The sequence below is a fragment of the Mesonia sp. K7 genome, assembly GCF_003233725.1.
In the GTDB taxonomy this organism is placed as follows: Bacteria; Bacteroidota; Bacteroidia; order Flavobacteriales; family Flavobacteriaceae; genus Mesonia.
The window spans coordinates 18,961-40,047 of the sequence record NZ_QKQV01000012.1 but is presented as its reverse complement, the minus strand read 5'-3'; the positions used below and the strand labels follow the sequence as shown (position 1 = coordinate 40,047).

Here is a 21,087-nt window from a genome sequence, read left to right as displayed (position 1 = left end):
GTCTACAACCTTTTATCCATTTGTTTGACCATTTTATCTTTCCAAGTTCTAAAAGTACCTTCTAAAATTTGCTTTCTAGCTTCTCGCACCAACCAAAGATAAAATCCTAAATTGTGTATGGTAGCAATTTGCTTGCCAAGCAATTCGTTTACCGAAAATAGATGACGCACATAAGCTTTGGAGTAAGCAGTATCAACCCAAGTAATTCCCATTTCATCAATAGGAGAAAAATCATTTTCCCATTTTTTATTCTTGATGTTGATCGTTCCGTGAGCGGTAAACAACATCCCATTACGCGCATTTCTAGTTGGCATCACACAATCAAACATATCTACGCCAAGAGCAATATTTTCTAAAATATTAATTGGCGTACCGACACCCATTAAGTAACGTGGTTTTTCTTCTGGCAAAATGCTACAGACTACATCGGTCATCGCATACATCTCTTCTGCTGGCTCACCTACCGAGAGCCCACCAATAGCATTTCCAACAGCGCCTGCATTGGCAATGTATTCTGCCGATTGCTGACGTAAATCTTTATAAGTGCTTCCTTGAACGATCGGGAAAAAATATTGGTTATAATCGTACTTTAAAGGTGTTTTCTCTAAATGATGAATACACCTATCTAACCAACGGTGCGTCATATGCATCGATTTTTTAGCATATTTATAATCGCAAGGATAAGGGGTACATTCATCAAAAGCCATAATGATGTCGGCTCCTATGGTTCGTTGGATTTCCATCACATTTTCAGGAGTAAAGGTATGGTAGCTTCCATCGATATGGGACTTAAACTTGACCCCTTCTTCCTTTATTTTTCGATTTGCTGAAAGCGAATATACTTGATAGCCGCCCGAATCGGTCAAGATATTTCTATCCCAATTCATAAACTTGTGCAGACCTCCTGCTTGTTCTAAAATATCGGTCTGAGGTCGTAAGTATAAGTGATAAGTATTTCCTAAAATTATATCTGGATTGACCTCTTCTTCGAGTTCTCGCTGATGAACCCCTTTTACAGTTCCTACCGTTCCTACTGGCATAAAAATAGGCGTTTCTATTATGCCATGATCGGTAGTGATTACTCCTGCTCTTGCCTTAGAATGTTGGTCTTTCGCTTTTAAATCAAAAAACATGGATCGAATTTTCTATGGGCAAAGATAACTAACTCAACCCAAACTTTAGACATCCCATAAAATTGTTTACAAGTTCATTTTTTCGTTAAAAAAAGGATCATCTCTTGTTTTGGTTTGGGCTTATAAAAACCTATTTTTGCAAAACAAAAACAACACCATATGTCAAATTCCCAAAATTTAAATGATCTTGTCATACAAGTAAGGCGAGATATTCTTAGAATGGTACACAATGTCAACTCTGGTCATCCTGGAGGTTCACTTGGTTGTGCAGAATTTTTCGTCGTGCTCTATAACGAAATCATGAAGCACAATCCGTCTTTTAATATGAACGGAACTAACGAAGACTTGTTTTTCTTATCCAACGGGCATATTTCTCCTGTTTTTTATAGCGTTTTGGCGCGATCGGGTTATTTTGACGTAGATGAGTTAAATACCTTTAGGAAAATCGATTCACGTCTACAAGGGCATCCGACAACCCATGAAGGTTTGCCTGGTGTGCGCGTCGCTTCAGGTTCACTTGGGCAAGGAATGTCTGTGGCAATCGGTGCTGCCGAAGCCAAAAAATTAAATAAGGATAATCACTTAGTTTACAGTTTACACGGTGATGGCGAATTACAAGAAGGACAAAATTGGGAAGCAATCATGTATGCTGCTGCCAATAAAGTAGATAACCTCATCGCTACAGTAGACTTAAACGGTCAACAAATAGATGGTTCTACCGATCAAGTTTTGGATATGGGTAATCTTAAAGCCAAATTTGAAGCTTTTGGTTGGACAGTACTTGAAATCAAAGAAGGTAATAATCTAGAAGCCATCAAAAAAGGATTAACAAACGCTAAAGCGGAAACAGGCAAAGGAAAACCGGTTTGTATTTTGATGTACACGGTTATGGGCAACGGCGTCGATTTTATGATGCATACGCACGAATGGCACGGAAAAGCACCAAATGATGAGCAATTAGAAGTTGCATTAGCTCAAAACCCAGAAACCTTAGGTGATTACTAAAACATAACACAACAACAATGAAAAAATATACAGATACAGGTAAAAAGGATACACGATCTGGTTTTGGTGCTGGATTGACCGAATTAGGAAAAACCAACGAAAATGTAGTCGCGCTTTGTGCTGATTTAACGGGTTCTTTAAAAATGGACGATTTCAAAAAAAATCATCCGGAGCGTTTCTTTCAGGTAGGTATTGCCGAAGCTAATATGATTGGTATAGCGGCAGGTATGACCATTGGCGGAAAAATTCCTTTTACAGGAACTTTTGCCAACTTTTCAACAGGACGTGTGTACGACCAAATTCGCCAAAGTGTAGCATATTCTGGTAAAAACGTAAAAATCTGTGCTTCGCATGCTGGAGTTACGCTTGGTGAAGACGGAGCAACACATCAAATCTTAGAAGATATTGGTTTGATGAAAATGTTACCAGGAATGACCGTTATCAATACTTGTGATTACAACCAGACCAAAGCAGCAACGATTGCTGTCGCGGAACACGACGGACCTGTGTATTTACGTTTTGGAAGACCAAAAGTAGCAAACTTCACTCCAGAAGATCAAACTTTTGAAATAGGAAAAGCAGTATTGCTTAACGAAGGTGCTGATGTGACGATTGTTGCCACAGGACATTTGGTTTGGGAAGCATTACAGGCCGCAGAAAAACTAGAAGAAAAAGGCATTTCTGCAGAAGTGATCAACATACACACCATTAAACCCTTAGATGAGGAAGCCATCTTAAAATCGGTAAAGAAAACGGGTTGTGTAGTAACCTGTGAAGAACATAATTACTTGGGCGGCTTAGGAGAAAGTGTTGCTAGAGTACTAGCCGAAAATCACCCTACACCACAAGCGTTTGTCGCTACACAAGATACTTTTGGCGAAAGCGGAACCCCAGATGAACTGATGGATAAATATGGATTGAATGCTGAAGCTATTATTACGAAAGCTAAGAAAGTGATTGGTAGAAAGTAATTGTCATTTCGCATCTACTTATCAGCAAACATATTTTTCTGATGGGATGCTGAAACAAGCCTGCCTGTCGGCAGACAGGTTCAGCATGACAATAGACAAACTCGGAATGCTATCAAAACAAAAAAATCCGCTTAAAGCGGATTTTTTATTCTTATCGTGTGAGCTTTTTATACTTAATTCGAGTAGGCATAATATCTGCTCCCAAACGTTTTTTCTTGTTTTCTTCGTAGTCAGAGAAACTACCTTCAAAGAAATAAACTTGCGAGTCACCTTCAAAAGATAAAATATGCGTACAAACACGATCTAAAAACCAACGGTCGTGAGAAATAATCACAGCACAACCTGCGAAGTTCTCGAGACCTTCTTCTAATGCACGAAGCGTGTTTACATCTAAATCGTTGGTAGGCTCATCGAGCAATAGCACGTTTCCTTCTTCTTTTAGAGTCATTGCCAAATGCAAACGGTTACGCTCACCACCAGAAAGCATACTTACTTTTTTGTTTTGTTCGCTTCCGCTGAAATTAAATCGGCTTAGGTAAGCTCTAGAGTTCACCTGTCTTCCACCCATCATGACCAATTCTTGTTCGTCGCTAAAGTTTTGCCAAATGGTTTTTTCAGGATCGATATTACTGTGCGCTTGATCTACATAAGCGATTTTTGCCGTTTCTCCTACTTCAAAATTACCAGCATCAGGTGTTTCTTCTCCCATAATCATTTTAAAGATTGTGGTTTTACCTGCTCCGTTTGGACCAATAATTCCTACAATTCCCGCTTGCGGCAATTTAAAATTTAAATCTTCGTACAACAATTTATCACCAAAAGCTTTGCTTACGCTTTTTGCTTCAATCACATTGGTTCCTAAACGAGGTCCATTCGGAATATAGATCTCTAGCTTTTCATCGACCTGTTTTTGGTCTTGGCTCATCAATTTATCATAATTGTTCAAACGGGCTTTTTGTTTGGCTTGTCTTCCCTTTGGTGCCATTTTTACCCATTCTAATTCTCGCTCTAATGTTTTCTGACGCTTGCTGGCTTGTTTTTGCTCTTGTGCCAAACGCTTCGCCTTTTGATCTAACCAAGATGAATAATTCCCCTTCCAAGGAATACCTTCTCCTCTATCTAACTCGAGAATCCAACCCGCAACATTGTCTAGAAAATAACGGTCGTGGGTTACGGCAATCACGGTTCCCTTATATTGCTGTAAATGATGCTCTAACCAATGTACCGACTCGGCGTCTAAATGGTTGGTAGGTTCATCTAATAATAACACATCGGGCTCTTGTAATAACAATCGACACAAAGCTACACGACGTTTTTCACCACCCGAAAGCACCGAAATCTTTTTATCGGCTTCTGGCGTACGAAGTGCATCCATCGCTATTTCGAGTTTGGTATCGATTTCCCAAGCATTTGAGGCGTCTATTTTATCTTGCAGTTCAGCTTGTTTATCCATCAGTTTCTGCATCTTATCAGCATCTTCATAGACTTCCGGTAAAGCAAACTGATCGTTGATGGCGTTGTATTCATCAAGAATAGCTATCGTTTCTGCAACCCCTTCTTTTACCACTTCCAACACTGTCTTCTCTGGGTCTAACTGCGGTTCTTGCTCTAAGTAACCAACAGAATAGCCTGGAGAAAAAACCACATCGCCCTGATAATTTTTATCTTCTCCTGCAATGATTTTTAGAAGGGTTGATTTACCTGAACCGTTTAAACCAAGAATCCCGATTTTGGCTCCGTAAAAGAAACTTAAATAGATATTTTTTAAAACAGGAGTATTCGCATTTTTATACGTTTTGGTAACTCCCGACATCGAAAAAATCACTTTCTTATCGTCTGACATATTTTTCTAAATGAAATTTTAAATTAAACTCTTCCTTTTAAAGCATTGAACACCCAAGCATTAGCAAAAAAGCCAATACCTACAGAAACAAACCCCCAAGCGGCAATATCACCATACTTAAAAATTCCTAAAGCAATCATTCCTATCCCTATAAATATCATGATGAATGTTGCCCAAGCCAGAACTGTATTTTTATTCATTCCCATATTCTATTTTTTTTATAACCACACAAAAATAATATCAATAATCTCAAAAAACGATGAATTTAAAATTTCTTTAAAGAAAAAGAGTTCAAAATTTGTATTTTCGTAAACTTCGAGTAAAATTTTTATTTTACTCAAAAAAAATAAAAACTTAGGCTTTCAAATTATAAGATGGATATAGAATTTAACAAAAACGAAGATCACAATAAATTATTAGTTTCTGATTTAAAAAGAAGATTACAAAAAACCTATCTCGGTGGTGGCGAAAAACGAATTGCCAAACACCACGAGAAAGGAAAAATGACGGCCCGCGAGCGTATAGACTATCTTTTGGATAACCCAAAATCGGCTATAGAAATTGGAGCCTTTGCCGGAGAAGACATGTATGCCGAACACGGGGGTTGCCCAAGTGGTGGCGTTGTGGTAAAAATAGGGAAAATATCAGGAAAACAAGTCATTGTAGTCGCTAATGACGCAACCGTAAAAGCAGGAGCTTGGTTTCCCATTACGGGAAAGAAAAACCTGAGAGCACAAGAAATTTCTATCGAAAACAAATTACCTATCATCTATTTGGTGGACTCAGCTGGAGTTTATTTACCGATGCAAGACGAAATTTTTCCTGACAAAGAACATTTTGGACGCATTTTTAGAAACAATGCCGTGATGAGCAGTATGGGAATCACCCAAATCGCTGCGGTTATGGGAAGTTGTGTGGCTGGTGGAGCTTACCTCCCTATTATGAGTGACGAAGCATTGATTGTAGATAAAACCGGAAGTATTTTTCTAGCTGGAAGTTATCTCGTAAAAGCCGCGATTGGCGAAAGCATCGATAACGAAACGCTTGGCGGAGCAACCACACATTGTGAAATCTCTGGAGTGACCGATTTTAAAGCCAAAGATGATAAAGATGCGCTCGATCGTATTAAAAATGTGATGGGGAAAATTGGTGATTTCGAAAAAGCAGGATACAACCGAATTGAAGCTCAAAAACCAAAAGAAAAAGAAGAAGAAATTTACGGAATCTTACCTAAATCCCGTGCCGAACAATACGACATGTATGAAATCATCAAGCGTTTGGTAGACAATTCTGAGTTTGACGAGTATAAAGCAGGTTACGGGCAAACCTTAATTACAGGTTATGCACGTATCGATGGTTGGGCAGTTGGTATTGTGGCCAACCAGCGTAAGATTGTAAAAACTACTGGTGCCAAAACCAAACCTACCGAAATGCAATTTGGCGGTGTGATTTATTCTGACTCTGCAGATAAAGCCACCCGATTTATTGCCAATTGCAACCAGAAAAAGATTCCGTTGGTATTTTTACAAGATGTCACTGGTTTTATGGTGGGCAGTAAAAGCGAACACGGTGGCATCATCAAAGATGGGGCAAAAATGGTGAATGCCGTCAGTAATTCTGTGGTTCCTAAGTTTACGATTGTCATCGGAAATTCATACGGAGCAGGAAATTACGCGATGTGCGGAAAAGCATACGACCCAAGATTGATTGCTGCATGGCCGAGTGCAGAATTGGCCGTGATGAGTGGTAATTCTGCAGCAAAAGTATTGTTGCAAATAGAAACTGCTGCACTCAAGAAAAAAGGCGAGGAAATTTCCCCTGAAAAGGAAAAAGAATTGTTTGACAAAATAAAAGCAGATTACGACAAACAAATCAGTCCGTATTATGCCGCAGCTCGAATTTGGACTGATGCGATTATTGATCCTTTAGAAACCAGAAATTGGATTTCGACAGGAATTGAAGTAGCAAATCACGCTCCCATCGAGAAAAAGTTTAATCTTGGCGTTTTACAAGTTTAAAAAATCAGAACCAACTAAAACTAACACTTAATAAGTAACACGTGGAAACCAACGATCTATCTCCCACAGAAAATCTTACAAAAAAATATCAGCTACAAGAACAATTACAAATTACCGAAACTACTTTTAAAAACTTTTTCAATAACTCTGCAATTGGTAAAGCCTTGGTTTCTACGACAGGCCAATGGTTAGAAACCAATTTAGTACTTTCAAGATTATTGGGTTATAAAGAAGAAGAGTTTAAAAAACTTACCTTTCAAGACATCACTCATAAAGATGACTTAGATAAAGATTTGGCATTGGTTCAAAAATGCCTCGACGGGAAAATAAGCACTTACGAGATGGAAAAAAGATACCTACATAAAGCTGGTAGAGTTATTTATGCCATCTTGGCGGTTTCCCTCATTAGAGATTCAAAAAACAAACCACTTTATTTTACAGCAGAAATCGTAGATATAACCCACCGAAAAAGAGCGGAAGAACGTATAAAAAAAGTACTCTCTACAGCTAAAGAGCAAAACGAAAGACTTAAAAATTTTGCCCAAATTGTCTCTCACAATTTACGATCACATTCAGGTAACATATCGATGCTCTTAGATATTTATCAAAATGATTATGGTGATGAAAACGAAATCATTACAATGTTAGTTTCTGCTTCCGATAGCTTAAAAGAAACCATTACACATCTAAATGAAGTTGTATCTATAAACACCATAACGGCTAATGAGTTAAAACCTGTTTCTATTCACAAGACACTGGTTAATATTTTACCTCACTTACCAACTTATGCACAGCAACAAAATGTTGAAATCATCAATAAAGTTGATAAAACTCACAAAGTATTGGCTATAGAAGCCTACTTAGAGAGTATTTTGCTTAACTTTATCACCAACGCTATCAAATACAGTTCACCAGACAGAAAAAGTTTTGTAGAGATAAGCTCTAAGCGAAATAGTGATTTTACTATGATCAAGATTAAAGATAATGGCTTAGGTATTGACTTGAAAAAACACGGTAAGAAACTTTTTGGTATGTACAAAACTTTCCACGAGCATAAAGATGCAAAAGGCTTAGGTTTGTTTATGTCCAAAAACCAGATTATGGCGATGAAAGGACGTGTAAAAGTAAAAAGCGAAGTGGATAAAGGGACAACATTTAAAATTTACCTCAAACATGAATAAAATTAAAAAAACATATATCATCGACGATGATCCTATCTATATTTTTGGGTTGAAAAGAATTATCAATCAAACCGATTTTTGTGATAGTGCAGATGTTTTCAATAACGGCCTCGAAGCCATTACCAAGATTAAAGAACTCCAAACAGAAAATAAACCACTACCCGATTTGATTTTGCTCGACATCAACATGCCGATTATGGACGGTTGGGAATTTATAGAAGAATTCGGAAAATTAGATATCAATAAAAGTACTATTATTTACATCATTTCCAGTTCCATCGATCCTTCTGATTACGAAAGAGCAATGCGTATAAACGAAGTCAAAAGCTATATCGTAAAACCTATAAAACCAGAAGACTTGGGTAAGATTGCTGTTGAGTTTAATCAGAATATGTAAAACAAAAATTCTAAATAATTTCTTATGAAGTCAACCACTTTTCAAAGAAATGCTTTTTTTATTTTAACCTGTCTTCTCATTTCCCTTTGCGGAAACGCACAACTTCTTGACGGAAAGAGACAAAAGTATACCAAAGCCGATACACTTCGGGGTTCGCTGAGACCTGAACGAACGAATTTCGACATGCTTAAATACAACCTCAACCTAAAGGTTGAACCTGACAAAAAGTATATTTCAGGTTATAACAAAATCACTTTTGAAGTCTTGGAAAGCGGTAAGAAAATGCAGCTCGACTTGTTTGAGAATATGCAAATAGACTCCATTATTTATAAAAACGATGCGCTAAAATATACACGTGAAGCAAACGCTGTTTTTATCCATTTTCCGAAAGAATTGAAAAAAGGAAAAAAAGAAAGCCTTACCTTTTATTATTCCGGAAACCCAACCATAGCTAGAACGCCACCTTGGGATGGAGGCTTTATTTTTACCAAAGACAAAAACAACAAAGATTGGGTAAGTGTTGCTGTACAAGGTACCGGAGCGAGTTTATGGTATCCTAACAAAGATCACCAAAGCGACGAACCCGAAGAAGCAGAAATACACATCGCTGCCCCAAATGGTTTGATGAATGTTTCTAACGGAAGACTTACAGGAAAAAAAGATTTAAAAAACGGATTCACACAATGGAGTTGGAAAGTAACCAACACCATCAACAATTACAACATTATTATAAATATTGGTGACTATGTACATATTGAAGATGAGTATAAAGATTTAGACCTCGATTATTATGTGCTTTCCTACAACAAAGAAAAAGCCATCAAACATTTTGCAGAAGTCAAACCCATGATGGATTGTTTCTACGAAAAATTTGGCACTTATCCTTTTGAAGAGGATTCCTTTAAACTGGTAGAAACACCGTATCTCGGTATGGAACACCAAAGTGCAGTTGCTTATGGAAATCAATATGTAAATGGTTATCTTGGCAACGATTTGTCGAAAACTGGTGTGGGTCTACGTTGGGATTTTATCACTATTCACGAAAGTGCACACGAATGGTTTGGCAATAGCATTACAGCAAGCGATATTGCCGACATGTGGATTCACGAAGGTTTTACTTCTTATGCCGAAGCGGTTTATATTGAATGCCGTTGGGGAAAAGAAGACGCGCTCACCTACCTTTACGGACTCAGAAACAGTATTGGAAACCAAGAGCCAATTATTGGTGATTACGGTGTAAACAGTGAGGGTTCTGCTGACATGTATCACAAAGGTGCTAATATGATCAATACCATAAGAAGCGTAATTAACGATGATGAAAAATGGTGGAAATTACTGAAAGATTTTAGTTTGACATTTAAACACCAAATCACTACCTCAGAAGAAGTAATTGCTTTTTTTGAAGAAAACACCAAAGAAAACCTCACTCCTATTTTTAAGCAGTACCTATACTTTTCTAAACTTCCTGAGTTAGAAATCAAAAAAGAAGACAACGTGGTATATTACCGTTGGAAAGCTAATGCAGAAAATTTCAACATGCCGTTAAATGTATTGATCAACGGAAAGGAAACCCGTATTTTCCCGACACCAGATTGGAAATCTTTTGACAACGGAATCGATAAGAAAAATATCAAAGTAAACGAAAGAGAGTTTTACATCAATCACCCGTTCTAATGGAAACCATCCTTTATAAAAAAACACAGTTCAATATATTAATATGGGTGATTTCTGTACCTGTTTGTGTCGTTTTAGTTTTTCTCTCGTTGAAAGCGAATGACCTATCATTATCTATTTTTAACCTGGTGTTTCTTGGTTTTTTAATAGTAGTCAACCTTATCTTTTCAAGACTTACCATCACTTTGACCAACAAGAAAATTGAAGCTACTTTTGGATTGCGCATCTTCAAGCAGCAGATGGATTTAGAAAGCATTAAACCCGAAAATATCGAAGTTTTTAAGCCTTCTTCTTGGTACGGAATAGGTTTACGCTTAACCCCAAAAGGAAAGCTTTTTAATGTAAAGTTTGGGAAAGCGATAAGAATTGAAACTCCCGACAAAACCTTTTTTGTAGGCAGCGACGAAGCCGAACACATCAAAGATTTGATGATCAAAGAGCTCAGAAAGTCAGATTTAAGCTAACCTCGCTTTTACCGTAGCTATTTTATTGACTTTACCAGTATGCGTTTCTTCAAATTTTTCGATGAAGTAAATCTTTTTTGGTTTTTCAAACTTTTCCAAATCACAGCAATTTTTAAGCTCTTCCGCAAAGAAGGATAAGTTTTCCTCTGAAAAAGGAGCTTCAATAAACAAAATCACTTTTTCTCCAAGTGCGTCATCTGGTAAAGAAGTAATAAAAAAACGATGCAAAATAAAACTCTCCAACTTTTTTTCTACTTGCTCCGGAAAAATTTTCACTCCGCCAGAATTGATGATATGATCGTAACGCCCACACCAAAAAAACTTTTTATAAGTTACCAATTCTACCACATCATTGGTCACCAAACTATTTTTATTAACGCCAGGGGCTTTGATCACTAAACAATTTCGCTCGTCCTGACTTACAGTTACATTTGGTAAAACTTTAAACGGAAGTTCTTTTTTCTTGCTTTTTTTAGAATTGATTCTACGGGCTGCAATGTGCGAAACCGTTTCGGTCATTCCGTAGGTTTCGTAAATTTTGGTGGGGCAACCTTGTACCAAATTTTTAAGCGGTGTCGAAACTGGTGCTCCGCCTACAATCAGTTTTTTGATCAGATGTAACCTCGACAAAGAATTATCTAATTGAAAAGGCGTTAAGGCGCAAAAGTCATAGCGTTTGTAAACTTGATCTAACGGATTTGATTTTGGAGGAACACTATCGAGATGCCAGCCCAAAACCATCGCTCTTACCAACATCATCTTTCCGGCGATATAAGAAACAGGTAAACAAAGTAAAGCAGTGGTTTTTTCAGGCAGTTTAAAAAATTTACCTGTAGCCAAAGCACTGTTCACCATCCACAGTTTTTTGACTTTGATGAGTTTTGGTTCACCTGTAGAACCCGATGTTTTTACTTCGATCTCATCGTTTGGGTCTAACCAGTCTAATATAAATTGCCCGATTTCTTCTTCATGCGGTTCTCCTTCTTCGGTATATAAAGTGGCCAACTGTATCAAGCCCGCTTCGTTCAGTATATTTTTGTTAAACTGAAAATCTTCGTGAAGTCTAGGATAAAATTTTTCTGGGTTCTCTGCCATACATTCAAAATTGGAATTTTATTGCGAAAACAACGTTATTAAATTACTAATTTTAATTTAATTTTCCAATAGTGCTTCATTAGGTTTTTCAACCTTACCCAATAGCTTTTCTTTCCAATTGTTCCATTTATAAACCTTTGCCATGATTAACAAGCATAGCGGATAAAAAATTAATAAAGGAAGGAAAATATCGAAGCCTGCTGTTGGTTCTGAAATATCTTTAAGAATAGAATCGGTTTTAAAAACGGTCCAATCTGCGGTGACCAACAAAGCGCCGATGAGATTGTTACCTGCATGAAAACCAAGTGCCAGTTCTAAACCTTCGTCCATTAAAGTCATAATTCCGAAAAATAAACCTGTCCCGATATAATAAAACATAATGATGTAGCCCAATTTGCCAACTTCAGGATTCGCAATATGAAGCAGCCCAAAAATAAGTGAGGTCATCATCAGTGCAAAACCCTTGTTTTTTGCTAAAACACCAAAACCTTGCATCAAATAACCTCTAAAAATAAACTCCTCTAAACTGGTTTGTACCGGAACCAGAAGTATCGCTATTACAGCTAAAATGAGAAAACGTTCGGCTTTAAAGTTCCATACATAATCTTCTGGGTTGCTTTGGTAATCGACTACTGTAGAAACAATGACTGCAAAAGCAATCAATCCAAAACCAAAAAAGAAACGTTTGAAATCGAATTTAGACCTTGTCGTGGTAATGGCTTTCAAAGAAATCTGATGCAAAAACTTAATTGAAAAGAGTAACCCCAAAAATCCTAAAACAAAAGAAAACAACAGGACTCCTAAAGTTAAATTAGAGTCTAAAGTTGACATTAAGGTTTCTTCATTTATGGCATAGATATTACCTTCTAGCTCTACCGTGACCAATACATATAAAATCATTTGCCCCATCACAGAACATCCTGCAATAATCAAACTACCAATGAGGTAACGCCAAAAACCAGTTTCTCCTCTAAAAGCTTGCTGTATAAACATTTTTATTTATTAAAAAGTGATTTGATCTCCCAATTATTAGTTGGGTCGTATTTTAAAAACTCGCCGTCGATAAACAACGGACTTTCAATATTGTTGGTAAACAAACTACCTGTTCCTAAACCTTGAGGCATATTTGCTGGCTTGCTATACGTATATTGTGCAATCGCATTGAGCCCGATATTGCTTTCTAAAGCACTCGTCATCCACCAACCTATATCTTGCCTTTCGGCGGAATTGATCCATTCGTCGCAAGACTGAAAACCACCTACCAAACTTGGTTTTAAAATAATATATTGCGGCTTAATCATTTGTAGCATTTTCTGCTTTTCTGTTACATCCAGCACACCAATTAATTCTTCGTCTAGTGCAATGGGCAAAGGTGTTTTCTCACAAAGCGCTGCCATTGCTTCCATTTTTTTTGGTTTGATGGGTTGCTCGATACTATGCAAATCGAGTTCTGCAAGCCTTTTGATTTTCTCTAAAGCATCTTTTACAGAAAAAGCGCCGTTGGCATCGACACGCAATTCAATTTCTTTGGCAGAGAATTCTTTACGGATATGTTGAAGTAAACTGATTTCCGAATCAAAATCAATTGCGCCTATCTTTAGTTTGATACAACTAAAACCTTGGTCGATTTTCTCTTTGATTTGAGCTTTCATAAAACGTAAATCACCCATCCAAATCAACCCATTAATTGGAATTTTTGCTTGTCCTTGAGAAAATGCTGAAGGAAAAACCTCAAACGGACTTTCGTTTTCTAGAGACAAATAAGCAGTTTCTAAGCCAAAAAGTAGGGAAGGATATTCTTTTAATTGTGCAAATAATTTTTCTTTTGATAAGTTGATGTTTTCACAAACCCATTGAAGTTTTTCTTCATAATTGGGCACATCATCATAACTCAGACCTCGAAAAACAGCACATTCGCCAATTCCTATTTTGTTTTCGCTTTCAAGCTTGATGAACCATGTTTCTTTTTGGGTAAGTACACCACGTGAGGTTCCGCTGGGTTTCTTAAAGTCCAGTAAATACCGTTGATATTTGGCTTTGATCATACTTCCAGACTTCCGTTAATCGGCAATAAAATGAGCTCTTTTTTCTTCATAGTAAACTTTTCCTTCGCTAATCCGTGGTCGATTTTAATAAATCCAAACGTGTCGTAATGACATCCTAAAATTCGATTGCAGTCTAAAAAATCACTTGCAATCACCGCATCGTCAACCCCCATCGTAAAATTATCGCCAATTGGCAAAATAGCCAAGTCTAGCGGGAATTGCATCGGAATAAGCTTCATATCCATGGTTAGCGCTGTATCGCCAGCGATATAAATGTTTTTTTCTTCGGCAGAAATCACAAAGCCTCCTGGTTGTCCGCCATGGGTTCCGTCTGCAAAAGTACTGGTATGAATGGCATGGACGTATTTTACTTTTCCGAAATCAAACTTCCAACTTCCACCGTGGTTCATTGGGTGAACCGTAAACCCTTTTTCCTCATAATAATTGGTAATTTCAAAATTGCTGACAATCGTAGCTCCTGTATTTTTCGCAATGCTTTCTACGTCTAAAGTATGGTCTTGATGTGCGTGTGTTACCAAAATATAATCCGCTTTTAGCGAATGGATATCTACTTTATCTTTAGAAAGTTCGTTACCCGAGATAAACGGATCGACAATAATGTTTTTACCTGCAATTTCTATATGAAAGGAATTTTGTCCAAAAAATGTAATTTTCATCTGTTTAAAATTTTATAGTTTACTGAAAGTGAAGATACTAATCCCGACATTTCGGGACTACACATTCAGGAACCTGACTGCCGTCAGGCAAGTTTCGCATAAAAAATTTAATCATAAAGGTTGGCATGCAATGATGAAATTTGTTTATGCTCATTTCATAATTTTTTCTTTTGATTTTAAATTTAGGAAAAATCTCTTTTCTAAAATGAAATATGAACGAATTAAACTTTAATTAACAAAAAAAGCACCCTAAAAAGAGTGCTTTTGAATTTTAAATTGTTTCGTTTTAAAACGAAGTCGAAATATTAAGGGATAAACCTGAGTTCTCGGGTACAAAACGGCAAACCCCACCAACACAGATTAGACCTCCTCTTTGTCTTCCGTAATTTAGAGCCACACGTGTTCTTCCCTTGGTATAGCTTCCTCCAACATTGTAATAATGAAGCTTACCTTCACCCTCATAGTTCCATATATCTGCTGTATAAACCCCAAATCGTGGTGAGAAATTATACTCTAAAAGTGAACCCATCCAATTTTTACGATCTTGCTCTGTCCATAAATGCTGTAATTCTAAACGAATAGACTGGCCCGAACCTAAGCGTAAAGTGTGTTCTGCTACACCAATATTTGCTTTAATTTCTTTAAAACCAAGAGGCGAACCATCGGTAATTCCTTTATCTATTCTTGTATTGGTATAATAATAGATTCCGCTAAATTTCTCTGTCCAACGCTTTTTTAATTCTAAGGTCATTTCCCTAAAATAGCGATCACCACCAGCACCAATAAATTCGGAAGAATAGCTATTGGTAGGAACATCAAAATCTGCATCCAATCCACCCCAATACGAAAAGTTTCCTGAAAGCTTAGTACCATATTTTCCACCAAGAGCGGTTTCTTTTTTAAAGGTATAGTAAATATCAAACTGTCCTCCCATTTCTCCTGCTTGTTGTTGAAAATCTAACAGCAATAATCTTGATTGCGGATTGTACACATAAATATTGGAAAGCAAATAATCATGTTGTTTGGTTAAAGCAGGTACATAGTTGATACGCAATTGATTAAACTGATTTCCTTCGACATAACGATCTGAAAAGAAACTAAAGTTTTCCAATCGTCTAAAAGTGGCATTAACTCCCAATCCGCTCTGAGCGTAGCCTAAACTCAACAATAGTGCTGAGCCTTTGTATAAGTTGGCATTGTTCGTTATCACCCCTTCATTTACTAAGACATCTTCATCTTTATGGATAGCTTCAAAATTGGCATACAAATTTTTAAAAGTCACATCAACTCTTCCACTGTAAGCATTAACCGTTGTAGGAATTCTCACGTTTCCTCCGTTATCTTGGTAACGACCTACATAACTTCCTCCTAAATCAACAAACAAATCATCATTATCGATAAAATGGCCTAAATCGAAATTGGCATCTACACCTTGTACTACGCCTTCTGAAATCTCAAAACCGTAACGCTGCTGTCCATATATTCCGGTAACATCCACAAAGTCGGTTGGTCTGAAATTTACTTTTACTCCTTTTACAGCGGTATTGATACCCAATTGTCTTTCTTCCCAAGCGCGAAAAATAAGTCCGCTACCAAACTGTTCGTAAAAGTAACCTGCAGTAATGTCTAATTTTTCGTCTTTATAGTTGAGGTAATAGTTAGAAATTCCGTTGCCTTGCATCGCAGGATCATACCCCAACAAAGGTGCAGGCAAATAAGATTCATACTGCACACCAGCAGTGAAGTTTCCTAAATTATAATTTAAAAGGAGGTAATTATTACTTCTAAACTGATCATCTGGAGCTAGAAATCCTAACTCATCATCGTTTTGTAACCATTGGGAGTTCGATTCGAAACCTCCGTAAAATGTGCCTATATCTTGTGCTTTTATATTAAAAAAAGTAATGCTTAAAAAAACAAACAGGATTGCTTTTTTCATTGGTTAGTTGTTTTATAAATGAGAAAAATTATTATTTGTTTTCTAATAGAGCTTCATATAATTCGTCTTCTGCTCCAGGCACATACCCAGAATGACTATAAACCACTTTATTGTTTTTTACGACCATGGTAAAAGGAGGAAAACTCACCCCAAGTGCTCTTTTAAACTCATGATTGGTGTCCAATAGAATATGATAATCCCAAGCTTTACCGTTTACTAATGGCCTTACTCTTTTTACAGTTCTAGCATCATCAACAGATACCGCATAAAGTTCTACACCTGTTTCTTCTTGCCAGTCGCTATAAACATCATTAATGGCATCAAGTTCTTTTAAACAAGGTACACACCAAGTAGCCCAAAACGTAATAACGGTAAGTTTGTCGTTTTTCGACACATTTTGCAGATGAACGGTAGAGCCTTCTAAGTTTTCAAGTGATATATTAGGAATATCTTGTGCGTTAACCGTTAAAAAGCAAATCGTAAATAAGAAAGGGATAATCTTTTTCATAATATTGTTTTTGAGAAAATTATGGCAATTATACTATAATTTGTGAAATAATCCATAAGTTATTTTTAAAAATCAAACATTGTACTTTTTTTATTTAACATTTTTTTGATTTTAAATATGTAATGTTTACATTTGGCTTTATTTTTTAACAAAAACTTAATAAAAATGAAAAAACAATTACTCCTAACAAGCTTATTTGCAATACTTTTTGCATTTGTAGCTGAGGCTCAAATCTTTTTTGAAGATTTTGAAAATGGAACGCCTGGCAGTTTTACACATGTTCAAGTCAATGGAAATTATGGTTGGACAAACTGTACTGGATATGCAGGTGTCTTTAGTTCTACTGCCAGATGTGGTATTAATGGTGAAAACGCAGCAGAATTTGTTTCGGTTTTTCAAAACTCTGGAGCAAATGGTGCAGAAGAGGCATATCTCGAAACCCCAACGCTTGCTTTAACACCTGGCACGAATTATGAGTTGAGCTTCTATTACACCTTGCTTATTCTCCAAAACCAATCAGGTACTCAATTTAACAACGATATCATTGTAGATATTTCTACCGACAATGGTACCACTTGGGTTAATATGTTGACTTTAGATCAAAATGCTGTAAACACTTTAGAAAGCATTAACCTAGCACCTTATAACGTAACTAATCAAACTAAAATTAGATTTACAGCTTTAACAGCAGCAGATGGTATTGGTTATAGTACTTTAGATGATGTTTTAGTAAAAGAAGTTTTTGCTGATGATGTAAGAATGACAGATTTTGTTTTAGACGATTTTTATTTGCAAGGTGACGTCGTAACAATGGCCGGAGAAATCAAAAACGAAGGAACAAACAATATTACTTCAATAGAGTTAAACTGGCAAGTAGATAATGGTACTATTTACACACAAACCTTAAGTGGATTGAACGTTGCTTCTGGTTCTACCTTAAATGTAACGCATCAGGATGATTGGACAACTACCGTTGGTGAAAAAAATGTTAGTCTATGGGTATCTCAAGTAAATGGTCAATCAAACTTCAACACTTTTTATGCTACACAAACCAAAGTTGCACAAGTGGCATCGCAAGTAACTACAAAATTTCCATTACTTGAACGTTTTACTAGCTCAACTTGTGGACCTTGCGCAGGATTTAACTTTGGCTCTTTCAATGCTTTTCACCAACAAAGAATGAATGAATATGCATATATAGCCTATCATGTAGATTGGCCAGGAGATGGAGATCCATACTATCAAGCGGAAGCGGGCAATAGAAGAGGTTATTATGGTGTAAATAGTGTACCTTCATTATTTGTTGACGGGGAAGAGTATGATATTATCAGTAATCCATTTAGTGCTAATACCCCATTATTAAACCAAACTGTAAATGATGCTTTAGCAACAGATGCTTACTTTCAATTATCGATCACCAATGCGCATGTTGAAAACAGTACAGTTACTGTAGATGTTGATATCACACCTTACTTAACGGGAGATTATACTATACATGCGGTTTTGGTTGAGCATGAAACGGTAAATAATATTTCTCCAACTCAACCAAACGGTGAAACAGAGTTTGAAAGTGTGATGATGAAAATGATTCCAGATGCAAATGGCACAACTGAAACATTTACCGCTGGAACTGCTGTTCAAAAACAACTAACCGCAAGCTTAGCAGGCACTTTTATAGAAGAATGGAATGATCTTCAAATAGTAGTATTTATTCAAGACAACAGAACTCAAACAGTATTACAGTCTGCTAAACAAGATACTACCTTAAGAACAGAGCAAGTTGCACAAGATGTTTTTAGTATTTATCCAAATCCAACCAATAATGGTTTAGTTTTTGTAGATACTAAAGAAGTTGGTACCATAGAAATTTATGACACTTTAGGTAAGTTAGTGTTAAGTTCAGCTAATTTAGAAATAGGAAAAAATCAAATTTCTGTAGAGAATTTAACTCAAGGTTTGTATATGGCTAGAGTTACAAGTAACAATAAATCGTATACGGCTAAGCTTATTGTAGAATAGCAAATAGACTCTAAAATAAATTTTATCCAATGAAGAGTTTTTACTCTTCATTGGTGTTTAAAAAAATGAAAAAATGAAAAAGATTTCCTTATTATTCATTGCTTTTGCATTTACATTATTTTCAAATGCACAATTAGCATTAAGCAAACATGATGGGACTCCAATAAATGATGGAGACGTTCTAACTTTCACACAATTAGACGAAGCCAATGCTAAGCTAAAATTTTATATTGAAAACACAAGCAGCACAAATAGCATTGAGGCATATCTTGAGGTAACTGATATCACGAATGCAAACGGGGATAATGTTGATATCTGCATTAATCCAACCTGTATTGTTGCTATCAACGAAGGTGACCTTTTACCTGAAACTGGACCAATGAATATAGCGCCCAATAGCGTGAATAGTCAATTTGATTATTTCTGGAATAAAGAAAGTGGTATAGATACGTCTCAAAATGTTTCTTATACCTTTACAGTTTATACCATTTCTAATGGTATTCCTACAGGTGAATCTATTGCTTTTACCTATACCTATGATAGCACCACAAATACCAAAAATGCTGATTTATCAAATATGGGAATCAACGTTTTGAACACCTATACAAAGGACTTTATCCATTTAAAATTACAATATCCTATTTCTGTTAAAACTTACGATATAACAGGAAAAACTGTTAAGACTTCAAGACTAGCTGCAGGTAACCAACAAGTTAATATTAACAACTTAAATTCTGGAGTTTACTTGCTAGAGTTTACAAACAGTAATAATAAGAAAGCCACGATAAAAATTGTTAAACAATAAATGAAAACTTCATTTACATATCTTTTTGCAACACTTATATTATTTGTAACAAGCTGTAGTTCTGAGTATGATTACAGTATAAACACAGACCCGAGTAATGCAAAATTCATAACGCTAAGAACTAATATTCAAGGAACAAAAATTGGTCTCAATCAAAACATAGTTTTATCACTTTTTGAAGATGAAAACAATATCGATTTAACTGAAGCCTCTACTTTTTATGTAAACGACGAAGCGATTTTTGGTAACGAATATAGTTTTCAAGAAATTGGTACTTATACCATTTATGGATCAGTCAATAATATAAATTCAAATCCTATATCAATAGAAGTTGTAGATAAAAATTATATCGTTATTTCAGAATCAAAAGTATTGAAGAATCAAGAAGTAACTTTTCAGCTTTTTAGTGAAAACGGAGAAGATTTAACCAATTCAAGCTCATTTATTGTAAATGGAAATGCTATTTCTGGAAATATTTTCTCGTCAGAAATTGATGACACTTATAGTGTTAGTGTAGGAGATTCTAACGTAAATTCTGAGTCTTTTACTGTTTTTACACCTAAAAGAAAAGTAGCCATTGAAGATTATACAGGAACTTGGTGTGGTTGGTGCCCAAGAGTATTACTTGTAATTGATAAGGCTGAAGAAGTAAGCGATGACCTTGTGGTACTAGCAATTCACAACAATGATGAAATGCAGTTTGAACAAGAAGAAGCTATAAGAGATGCATTTAATGTAGGTAATTCTTTACCAAAATTATTTGTAAACCGCACTCAAAATATAGTTGTGAGCCAAGACGTAGATATTCAGCCTGCGGTTGACTATATTAGCAGCTTAGCTGGAACAGAAGTCGAACAAAGTATTGCTATACAGACAAAATTAAACGGAACTGATTTGAGAGTAGAAGTAGATTTACTCTCGAGTATTAATATACCATCAAATCATAAACTAGCAGTTTATCTCTATCAAGATAAATTGATTTATGATCAAACCAACTATTATGTAGAAGTAAGTGGTCACCCATTATCTGAATTAGGAAACCCTATTCCTAATTATGAACATAACCACGTGTTAGAGGCTTCACTTACCGATAATGTTTTAGGAAGGGAACTCTCTAATTCTGTTGAGCCTTTTAAAACGCATAATGAAGTGATCGGTACAATAGATCTAAATAATTATGCACATACCGATAATGGAAACTCATTTGATGTTTCTAATTTTGGCATCGCTGTATTTTTAGTCGATGAAAACAATAATGCTGTCAATGCTCAATCGGTTAAAGCCGGTGAGAATATTGGTTTTGAATAATATTT

The 21,087-nt window shown here is 36.1% G+C and carries 19 protein-coding genes; 10 read left to right on the top strand and 9 right to left on the bottom strand.

Going from position 1 to position 21,087, the window contains the following annotated elements; all coding sequences use genetic code 11:
* Nucleotides 1-2: 2 nt before the first annotated feature.
* Nucleotides 3-1,133, bottom strand: a complete 1,131-nt coding sequence (tgt, locus tag DNG35_RS09320) for a tRNA guanosine(34) transglycosylase Tgt (protein ID WP_111128384.1) — start codon at nucleotides 1,131-1,133, stop codon at nucleotides 3-5.
* A 159-nt stretch (nucleotides 1,134-1,292) separates the two neighbouring features.
* Between tgt and DNG35_RS09315 the strand changes: the two genes are divergently transcribed.
* Nucleotides 1,293-2,138, top strand: coding sequence for a transketolase (locus DNG35_RS09315; RefSeq protein WP_111128383.1), 846 nt, complete (start codon nucleotides 1,293-1,295; stop codon nucleotides 2,136-2,138).
* A gap of 17 nt (nucleotides 2,139-2,155) precedes the next feature.
* Nucleotides 2,156-3,109, top strand: coding sequence for a transketolase family protein (locus DNG35_RS09310; protein WP_111128382.1), 954 nt, complete (start codon nucleotides 2,156-2,158; stop codon nucleotides 3,107-3,109).
* A 151-nt stretch (nucleotides 3,110-3,260) separates the two neighbouring features.
* On the opposite strand, the gene ettA is transcribed toward DNG35_RS09310, so the two are convergent.
* Together ettA and DNG35_RS09300 are read right to left on the bottom strand one after the other, a co-directional pair.
* On the bottom strand, nucleotides 3,261-4,952 hold the full coding sequence (gene ettA, locus DNG35_RS09305) for an energy-dependent translational throttle protein EttA (protein ID WP_111128377.1): 1,692 nt from the start codon (nucleotides 4,950-4,952) through the stop codon (nucleotides 3,261-3,263).
* Between the two features lie 23 nt (nucleotides 4,953-4,975).
* Complete coding sequence (locus DNG35_RS09300; RefSeq protein ID WP_111128374.1) at nucleotides 4,976-5,158, bottom strand: CAL67264 family membrane protein; 183 nt, start codon at nucleotides 5,156-5,158, stop codon at nucleotides 4,976-4,978.
* A gap of 168 nt (nucleotides 5,159-5,326) precedes the next feature.
* On the opposite strand from DNG35_RS09300, the gene DNG35_RS09295 reads away from it, so the two are divergent.
* From DNG35_RS09295 to DNG35_RS09275, 5 genes are read left to right on the top strand one after another with little or no spacing between them, the layout of a single operon-like run.
* Nucleotides 5,327-6,970, top strand: a complete 1,644-nt coding sequence (locus DNG35_RS09295) for an acyl-CoA carboxylase subunit beta (RefSeq protein ID WP_111128371.1) — start codon at nucleotides 5,327-5,329, stop codon at nucleotides 6,968-6,970.
* A gap of 41 nt (nucleotides 6,971-7,011) precedes the next feature.
* Nucleotides 7,012-8,151, top strand: coding sequence for a PAS domain S-box protein (locus DNG35_RS09290; RefSeq protein WP_111128369.1), 1,140 nt, complete (start codon nucleotides 7,012-7,014; stop codon nucleotides 8,149-8,151).
* On the top strand, nucleotides 8,144-8,548 hold the full coding sequence (locus DNG35_RS09285) for a response regulator (RefSeq protein WP_111128365.1): 405 nt from the start codon (nucleotides 8,144-8,146) through the stop codon (nucleotides 8,546-8,548). Before DNG35_RS09290 ends, DNG35_RS09285 begins: the two co-directional genes overlap by 8 nt.
* A gap of 24 nt (nucleotides 8,549-8,572) precedes the next feature.
* On the top strand, nucleotides 8,573-10,222 hold the full coding sequence (locus DNG35_RS09280; RefSeq protein WP_111128362.1) for a M1 family metallopeptidase: 1,650 nt from the start codon (nucleotides 8,573-8,575) through the stop codon (nucleotides 10,220-10,222).
* On the top strand, nucleotides 10,222-10,686 hold the full coding sequence (locus tag DNG35_RS09275) for a hypothetical protein (RefSeq protein WP_111128360.1): 465 nt from the start codon (nucleotides 10,222-10,224) through the stop codon (nucleotides 10,684-10,686). The genes DNG35_RS09280 and DNG35_RS09275 overlap by 1 nt, the downstream gene beginning before the upstream one ends.
* Here the strand turns inward: DNG35_RS09275 and DNG35_RS09270 are convergent.
* The 6 genes from DNG35_RS09270 to DNG35_RS09245 all read right to left on the bottom strand — a co-directional run bounded on the left by DNG35_RS09270 (nucleotide 10,678) and on the right by DNG35_RS09245 (nucleotide 16,950).
* Nucleotides 10,678-11,781, bottom strand: a complete 1,104-nt coding sequence (locus tag DNG35_RS09270) for an AMP-binding protein (protein WP_111128358.1) — start codon at nucleotides 11,779-11,781, stop codon at nucleotides 10,678-10,680. The genes DNG35_RS09275 and DNG35_RS09270 overlap by 9 nt on opposite strands.
* A 57-nt stretch (nucleotides 11,782-11,838) precedes the next feature.
* Nucleotides 11,839-12,774, bottom strand: coding sequence for a CPBP family intramembrane glutamic endopeptidase (locus tag DNG35_RS09265; protein ID WP_111128355.1), 936 nt, complete (start codon nucleotides 12,772-12,774; stop codon nucleotides 11,839-11,841).
* 2 nt (nucleotides 12,775-12,776) lie between these two features.
* Nucleotides 12,777-13,826 carry an o-succinylbenzoate synthase gene (locus DNG35_RS09260; protein ID WP_111128353.1) on the bottom strand — a complete coding sequence of 350 codons (1,050 nt, stop codon included), beginning with the start codon at nucleotides 13,824-13,826 and terminating at the stop codon, nucleotides 12,777-12,779.
* Entirely contained in the window at nucleotides 13,823-14,503 is a 681-nt protein-coding gene (locus DNG35_RS09255; RefSeq protein WP_111128351.1) for a metal-dependent hydrolase, read from the bottom strand. The genes DNG35_RS09260 and DNG35_RS09255 overlap by 4 nt, the downstream gene beginning before the upstream one ends.
* A 286-nt stretch (nucleotides 14,504-14,789) precedes the next feature.
* A complete protein-coding gene (locus DNG35_RS09250; protein ID WP_111128348.1) occupies nucleotides 14,790-16,442 on the bottom strand; it encodes a DUF6029 family protein in 1,653 nt (550 codons plus the stop codon).
* 31 nt (nucleotides 16,443-16,473) lie between these two features.
* The gene (locus tag DNG35_RS09245; RefSeq protein ID WP_111128345.1) at nucleotides 16,474-16,950 is read right to left on the bottom strand and encodes a TlpA disulfide reductase family protein; all 477 of its coding nucleotides are present in this window, start codon (nucleotides 16,948-16,950) and stop codon (nucleotides 16,474-16,476) included.
* Nucleotides 16,951-17,082: 132 nt separating this feature from the next.
* Between DNG35_RS09245 and DNG35_RS09240 the strand changes: the two genes are divergently transcribed.
* From DNG35_RS09240 to DNG35_RS09230, 3 genes are all read left to right on the top strand, one after another.
* Complete coding sequence (locus DNG35_RS09240; protein WP_146228854.1) at nucleotides 17,083-18,969, top strand: T9SS type A sorting domain-containing protein; 1,887 nt, start codon at nucleotides 17,083-17,085, stop codon at nucleotides 18,967-18,969.
* Between the two features lie 73 nt (nucleotides 18,970-19,042).
* A complete protein-coding gene (locus DNG35_RS09235; protein WP_111128340.1) occupies nucleotides 19,043-19,774 on the top strand; it encodes a T9SS type A sorting domain-containing protein in 732 nt (243 codons plus the stop codon).
* Complete coding sequence (locus DNG35_RS09230; protein ID WP_111128338.1) at nucleotides 19,775-21,082, top strand: Omp28-related outer membrane protein; 1,308 nt, start codon at nucleotides 19,775-19,777, stop codon at nucleotides 21,080-21,082. It abuts the gene before it with no gap.
* Nucleotides 21,083-21,087 lie beyond the last annotated feature (5 nt).